At 72.5% G+C, this 7,263-nt stretch carries 4 protein-coding genes and 1 pseudogene; 4 read left to right on the top strand and 1 reads right to left on the bottom strand.

Annotated elements, in window-relative coordinates; translation table 11 throughout:
* Positions 1 to 2,210 (top strand): FGLLP motif-containing membrane protein (locus C1I98_RS41985; protein ID WP_199537365.1); only part of this gene is annotated, 2,210 nt, incomplete at its 5' end.
* A 38-nt stretch (positions 2,211 to 2,248) separates the two neighbouring features.
* A complete protein-coding gene (locus tag C1I98_RS32220) occupies positions 2,249 to 4,927 on the top strand; it encodes a helix-turn-helix transcriptional regulator (protein ID WP_111171131.1) in 2,679 nt (892 codons plus the stop codon).
* A 244-nt stretch (positions 4,928 to 5,171) separates the two neighbouring features.
* Here the strand turns inward: C1I98_RS32220 and C1I98_RS43275 are convergent, their stop codons facing one another.
* Entirely contained in the window at positions 5,172 to 5,591 is a 420-nt protein-coding gene (locus tag C1I98_RS43275) for a hypothetical protein (RefSeq protein WP_199537366.1), read from the bottom strand.
* A gap of 204 nt (positions 5,592 to 5,795) precedes the next feature.
* Between C1I98_RS43275 and C1I98_RS45885 the strand changes: the two are divergent.
* Together C1I98_RS45885 and C1I98_RS32235 are read left to right on the top strand one after the other, a co-directional pair.
* Positions 5,796 to 6,635, top strand: a pseudogene (locus C1I98_RS45885) (DUF6348 family protein).
* A gap of 94 nt (positions 6,636 to 6,729) precedes the next feature.
* The coding region (locus C1I98_RS32235) for a hypothetical protein (protein ID WP_146607768.1) at positions 6,730 to 7,263 on the top strand (534 nt) is incomplete at its 3' end.

The raw sequence follows: 7,263 nt of genomic DNA on the forward strand, positions 1-7,263 counted from the left end.
GGCGACAGGTCGGGCCGGAGCCGGCACCCACCCCGCCCGACCTGTCGCCGACGTGGGGGTACGCGGGCGACAGCGTGGAGATCAGCGACGGTGGGCTGCACTGTCCCACGGCGACCGACGAAGACGCGTTGGACGGGCCCTTCAAGGTGTTGTGGGACGGCACCGTGATCTACGGCGGTACGACGAGCGTCGAGGGACTGGCGGCGACGTTCCAGGTGCCCTCCGACGCCGCCCCCGGCGACCACGACGTCAGCGTCCACTGCCCGATGTCGGATGAGACCTCGCCGGAAGCGACGTTCAGGGTGATCCCGCACCTCAAGATCGATCTGTCCCCGGAATCCGCCCGGCCGGGTGCGCAGATCACGTTGCAGGTCTACGGCCTGTACTGCCGGATCGACGAGCCGCCGGGGCCGGGCGGCGACTACCGGGTGTCGATGTCGCAGGGCGGCACGGCGCTGTCGGACGATCCCATGGAGGCGGAGTCGGCCGAGTTCAGCGTCCCGCTGACCGTGCCGGAGGAGGCGGACCCGCAGCGCACGACCGTCACCGTGTACTGCGCGGACGACTCCGACCGGCAGGCCGAGGCCACCTTCCGTGTCAGGCCGCTCCCAACGGTCACCCCGACGGTGACCGAGCCTACGGAAACCCCCACGCGGCGCGGGGAATCCTCCTCGCCACCTTCCACCGAAGAACCCACCGAGGAACCCACCGAAGAGCCCACCGAAGAGCCCACTCCGACGCTGCCGCCTCCGGCGACCACGCCGCCCGGGCCTTCGCCCACGCCGACGGAAAGCCCGAGCCCGGCCCCGGGCCGGAACGCCGAGCGCGGGACCGGTACGCCCGCCCTGCTCCTCGATCCGCCGGTCGCCGGGCGGGGCCGGCCGGTGAGCCTGGAGGGCCGCGGCTTCCCGCCCGGGTGTACGGACACGCGCCTGACGCTCGACGGGAACGCGCTCGCGCCGGAGCGGCTGAGCGTGGGCACCACGATCCGGGCGATGTTCACCGTACCGAGGGAGACCGCGCCGGGCCGCCACACCGTGCGGTTGTCCTGCTCCACCCCGGCGCCCGCCGTCACGCTGCGGGAAATGGGATCCGCCGACGAGGGCGGCGCGGTCAGCGTGGCGCCGGCGGCGGGCGCGGAGGTATCCGCAACCGCATTCTTGGAAATACAGTCACAAATCGCACTACGGTTTAGCATTCCGGCATCTTTCGGTTCATTAGGTGACATGCAGTGGGACCCGGTCAAGGCGGGAATCTCGACCTTGCTCGTGATACTGCTGATATTGCTGGTGACCGCTCCCTTCTTCATCCTGCCGCTGCTCGGATTTCCCTCCGACGTGTTCAACAAAGCGGTGGAGGAGAGAGCCCGCCCGCCCCGGGGCACCCGTCTGTCGCCGCGTACCAAGCTCCTGCTGTTCACCGTTGCCGCCACCGCGCTGCTCACGCTGGGCAACTCCGACCTGCGGCCGGACGGGCGGTTCTCCCCGGCCAACATGCTGGCGCTCATCGTGGCGTTCTTCGTCGCCGTCCTGATCACCACGCTCACGTACGGCTGGCTCCCGCACGCCGTGTCCTTCATGGGCGCCAAGACCACGTTCATGCGCGTGCTCCCGGCGGCGCTGGGCGTGGCGGGGGTGTGCGCGGGGCTGTCGCTGGCGTTCGGGTTCGAGCCGGAGTACGTGTACGGCCTGGTAGCGGTCTTCAGCGTACGGCAGGCGTCCGGCGCGGCCGGCCCGCCCGAGGCCGCCGAGGCGGCCACCAAGGGCCGGGCGATCCTGGTCACCTCCGTGCTCACGCTGGCCGTGGCGGTGGCCATGTCCGCGGCCTGGGCGCCCGGCGACCAGGCGATGGAGGCGGGCAGTTCGGCGGAGGTCACCCGGTTCGCCGACCTGCTGCTCGGCACGATGACGCTCACGGTGCTCAGCACGGTGGTGTTCGCACTACTGCCGATGCGCTTCCTGGACGGCTACCACCTGTTCCGGTGGAGCAAGGCGGCCTGGGCGGCGATCTTCGCCCCCACGGCGTTCTGTTTCGTCTATCTCACATTGATCGACACCGACGAGGCCCCGAAAGCCGGCGAGATCCAGAAGATGATCGTGCTGTTCGTGATATTCGGCGCCATTTCCATGGCGACCTGGCTGTATGTGCTGTGGCGGGTCAAGCGGCAGGAGAATGCGGCGGCCCGCGCCGCAGGAAACGGCGCACCGTAAGTCCGCATAACGGCGGCGCCGGGGCCATACTATTGGTCATGGGCGCAGGATGGCCGTTCGTGGGTCGCGAAAGCGAAATGAGCACGATCGTCGCGGCATTACGCCGACCGAAGCGCGCCGGCAACGGGCGGGCCGAGGAGGCGTACGCGGGGGTCGTGCTCGCCGGTCCGGCGGGCACCGGCAAGAGCGAGCTGATGCGCCACGCGCTCAACCGGCTGGCCAGGGGCGACCGGTCGGTCAAGGTGCTGCGCACGGTCGCGTACGCCTCCTCCGGGGACAAGATCCCGTTCCACGCCCTGCAACGCGTGCTCCCGCCCCGGGCCGAGCCGTTCTCCGCCTGGAACCCGGTGCAGGAGGCCGCCGAGTCGCTGCGGGCCGCCGCCGGGGGCCGGGCCCTGGTGGTCGGGGTCGATGACGCCCACCTCCTGGACGACCTCTCGGTGCTGTTGCTGGCCGACCTCGCCCGCTCCGGCGGCGCCCGTGTGGCGGTGACCGTGCGCGACGGCGAGCCCGCCCCCGCCACGCTGACCGCGCTGTGGAAAGAACGCGTGCTGCGCCGCGTCGACCTGCTCCCGCTGTCGGACGCGGAGGTCGAGTCCGCGCTGTCGGCGGCCCTGGACGGCCAGGTGGAGCGCTCCACCCTGGCCCGGTTGCAGGCGGCGGCCCGGGGCAACCCGCTGCTGCTGCGCGAGCTGGTGGAGTCCGGGCGCGAGGTGGGCGCGCTGGCCGCCGTGGAGGGCGTCTGGCTGTGGCGCGGCCCCTGGACGGCCTCGCCCCGGCTGCGCGAGCTGATCCGGGCCCGGATCGAACGGCTCGACTGCGACCAGCGGCACGCGGTCGAGCTGCTGGCCTTCGCCGGCTCGCTCGGGCTGAACATGCTGACCGGCCTCACCTCGCCCGCAGCGGTCGAGGCCCTGGAACGCACCGGGCTGATCCGCGTCGATCGCGACGGCGACCGGCTCCAGACCGGTCTCGGCCATCCGCTGCACGGTGATCTGGTACGCGCCACGCTGCCGATGACCCTCGCCCGCACCCGGCAGGCCGAGCTGGCCGACGTGATCGCGCGCAAGGGCGCCCGCCGCCGCGGCGACACGCTGCGGATCGCGCTGTGGCGGCTGGAGAGCGGCACCCCGGCCACGCCGGAATCGCTGGTGGCGGCGGCCAGGCAGGCGTGGGCGGGCTCCGACCTCGCGCTGACCCGGCGGCTGCTCTCCGCCGCGGTCGCCGCGGGCAGCCACGAGGCCGTGCCGCTGCTCGGCGACCTGCTGGTGTTCAGCGGCGAGCCGGAACGCGCCGAGGAGTTCTACGCCGACCCGCCCGCATGGGCGAGCGCCGAGGTGCGCGTCCGTCTCGACTTCGTGCGGAGCATCAACCTGCTGTGGGGCTTCGGCCGGGTGGAGGAGGGGCTGCGGCTGATGAAACGGGCCGCGCCGGCGATGCTGGCCTCCTCGTGGCGCGACGACCTCGGGCCGGTGTACGCGGGCTGGCTCGCGTACTGCGGAGAGCTGACCGCCGCCCTCGACGTGGCCCGCGACCTCGCGGACATGCCGGTGCTCAGCGAGCCGGGCGAGACCGTGCGGCTGCTCACCCACGCGCTGGTCGCGGCGTTCACCGGCCGCACCGGCGAGGCGTGCGCGACCGGGCGGCGCGCGATGGCCCGGATGGACGCCCATTCGGCGGTCGTGCCCTGGCTGCGCGGCACCCCGGTGCTCGGGCCGATCTTCGCCCTCCAGTTCGCGGGCGCGTTCCAGGAGGCCGAGACCACCGCCAGGGACTGGCACGACACCATGATCGCCAACCCGACCGCCTGGACGTACGCCACGGGCGTGTCCGCCCTGGCCCTCGGCCGTTCGGCCCGGCTCACCGGCAGGGCCGCCGCCTCGGTACGCCACCTGCGCGACGCCCGGCGGCTCTTCCGCGAGGCCGACGCCCTCTCGCTGGCCCACATCGGCGCCGCCGAACTGGCCCACTCCCTGGTGCTGCTGGGCCGGCTCGACGACGCGCGGCGGCTGCTGGCCGAGGCCCGCACGAGTGAGGGCTTCACGCTGTTCGCCTTCGCCATGGACGCCGCGGCGGCGGCCATCGCGGCGGCCGAGCACGACATCCCCGAGGCGGTGGCGATCTGCTCACGCGCGGCAGAGCGGGCCAGGTTCATGGGCGCGCCCGCGTGGGAGCTGTCCTTCCTGCACGACACGGTACGCCTGGGCGAGCCCGCGTCCGCCCTGCCCCGCCTCACCGCCCTGTCCGGAGGGGCGGTCGACGGGCCGCTGCCCGCGCTGTACCTGCGCCACGCCACCGCGCTGGCCGCCGGCGACGGGCCGGGGCTGGAAGGCGTGGCCGCGGAGTTCGCCGCGCTGGGCGCGATGCTGGCCGCGGCGGAGGCGGTCTCCCAGGCGAGCGCGGCCCACCTCGCCATGGGCAAGAAGGGCTCCGCGCGCAGATGCGCCTGGCGGGCCGCCGAATGGGCGGCCCTCTGCGAGGGCGCCCGCACCCCTGCCCTGGACACCGGCCACGCCACCGCCCTCACCCGCCGCGAGTACCAGATCGCGCTCCGCGCCGCCCGCGGCGAGACCAACGCCCAGATCGCCGCCGCCCTGGGCATCGCCTCCCGCACGGTCGGCAACCACCTCTACCGCAGCTACGAAAAACTCGGCGTCAACAACCGCACCGAACTCTCCGATCTCTTCACCGGCCCCGGAAGAATCCCCGCAAGCTGACCCCTGGGCATACGCCTCGGCCGCCGAGCACCCCCAACGCGGCGCAGCCCTTCGGGAGGTACACCTGGGCCGGGCTTACAAGATCGCCGGGGGGCAGGCGGGTTTGTCGGTGCGGGTCGCTACCTTGGGCCTGCCCTTGAGCGCGCGAGGCAAGGGTTTCTGCACCACCCTGCCCGCGCACCACCTTGACCCCCCACTGCGAGGTGAGACGCTTCTCCGCGTCGAGGTCGCGCTTGAGCTGTGCTCATAGGATCTCGCCGATCGTCTGGAGTATGATCTCGGGCTGCTCGTAGGGGATCTGGTGGGTGGCCCGCTCGGCGACGATGAGCCGTCCGTGCGGAGAACCGTCGGCGAGGGCCTGGTGGCTGGAGTTCAGGTGCGCGAGCTGCGTCTGGGGCATCCGGGGGCGCTTGCCCGCGGTGATCACGCGTACCGGGACGGGCGGCAGGGTGCGCCGCTCGAAGGCGTCGGCGACCTCGCGCATGTGGCGCGGCATGGCCGCCAGGGTGCCGGCGAGTTCGCGGATCGACCGGGAGTTCGCGGTGGGCAGCAGCGCGCGCAGCCGCAGCACGCGCGAGACGAAGGCGAACGACAGGGTGCGCACCAGCGCCGAACCGGGCGGGGTACCGCTGGCGGTGGGGTCCACGAAGACCAGTCCGGCCACGTCGTCCGGGTAGCGCAGGGCGTCGCCGCGCTGTGCGCGGGCGAGGAGCCGCCGAGCGACGAGGAGATCTGGGAGCGGCTGACCGGGGCCGGGGTCGAGTCCTGGCTGGCCGAGCGGCTGCTGATCTTCCTGCCGATGGCGTACACCCGGCGGCTGCTGCCGGACGTCCTGTACCCGGAGACGCTGACCACCCCCGGCGGACAGATGAGGCTCGCGGCCGAACCGGTGTTCGCGGCGGCCCTGGACCGCGCGCAGCGGGGCGGGCGCGCCGAGGTCGAGCGGATCGCGCTGCGCAGCGCGGAGTTCGACGCGATCAACAACGCGCTGCACGCAGGGTCGCAGTTGTCGGACCTGGTGCTCGGCGAGAGCACCCTGGCCAAGGACCTGTCACCGGCTGGGGACGGTGACGGCGGCGTACCCTCGCCGCGAGCGGTGTTCCTTGAACTCCTGCGGGCGCACGGCGTACCGCTCGGCGGTGAGACGCAGGTCGGCGCCGAACTGTACGTCCACCCCGCTCCTGACGGCCTGGCGATGGCCCAGGTCGACTTCGCCGTGTCGCACCCGGCCCTGGCCCGGCCCTGGCTGGTGGAGAGCTTCGCCGGGCACGGCACCACCTGGCGCGACGCGATCGGCCGCGCGACGCGCATGTTCGAACTCGGCGCGCTGCACCCGATCGTCGAGGGCCTGCTACGTCCCGGCGCGGCCCCTGACCAGGTCGAACGGCAGCGGTATGAGCACCCGGGCGGCCCGTTCGAGGTCGTACTGGGCCCTTAGATCAACCTCTTCACCGACCGCCCGGTCCCCTCGGCCGCCCCACTGCTCGACCGCCTCCTCGACGCGCTGCGCGCCGAACCGCTCAGCCGCCAGGTCCACGGCCTGCGCCTGTTCACCGCCCACCACGACGGCCACCTCCAGACCAACGAGGTCCTGCTGGACAACGACCCGTGGCCCACCGGCGAATCGGTCACCGCCCACGCCGAGTCCCCCCTCCCCGACGGCAACGTCGCCGTCCGCCTCTTCGCCCTGCTCGTCCCCCATACCTAGTTGTGCGGGTTTCGTGGGGATCGTGTGCATCCGGCGGCCCCGGTACGGCGGTGACTGTCATGATCTTGATGCCACCTCACCGATGGGATCCGCGATGTCTCCCCGCTCACTCGCGTTACTGGCCGCCTCGCTCTGCACGGCCGGCCTCGCCGCCCTGGTGTACTTCCACGACTCCGACCTGGTGCTGGTACGCGAATACCTGAACCATCCGTTCGCCCTCGGCGTGCTGGCCTGCCTGCTGCTGGCGGGGGCCGCCATCGAACTGCGGTGGCTGTGGTTACGCGTCCTGATCGGCACCCTCGCTGGCCTCGGCCTGGCCGGCGCGCTGCTCATGGGCTGGGTCTTCCAGACGTTCGGCGGCATCGAGGAGGCCGGCTACCTCGACGGCCCTGGCCCGTACGGGATCCGGCTCCAGGAGTCGATGGCCGGCCTCGGGCCGGACATGGTGACCTGGCTCAGCCTCCGCAAGGAGAACGGCCTGCTCAGCAGGGAATGGGACCTCGGCTGCTTCAACGACGACGTCCCCGAGGACACCTTCGACTCGGTCAAGTGGACCGGCCCGAACACCCTCGAAATCCGCGTCTCCGACGGACGCACCTTCCCCATCCCCTGTCTCTTATACAAATCT

This window comes from Spongiactinospora gelatinilytica, from assembly GCF_003236385.1.
GTDB lineage: Bacteria > Actinomycetota > Actinomycetes > Streptosporangiales > Streptosporangiaceae > Spongiactinospora > Spongiactinospora gelatinilytica.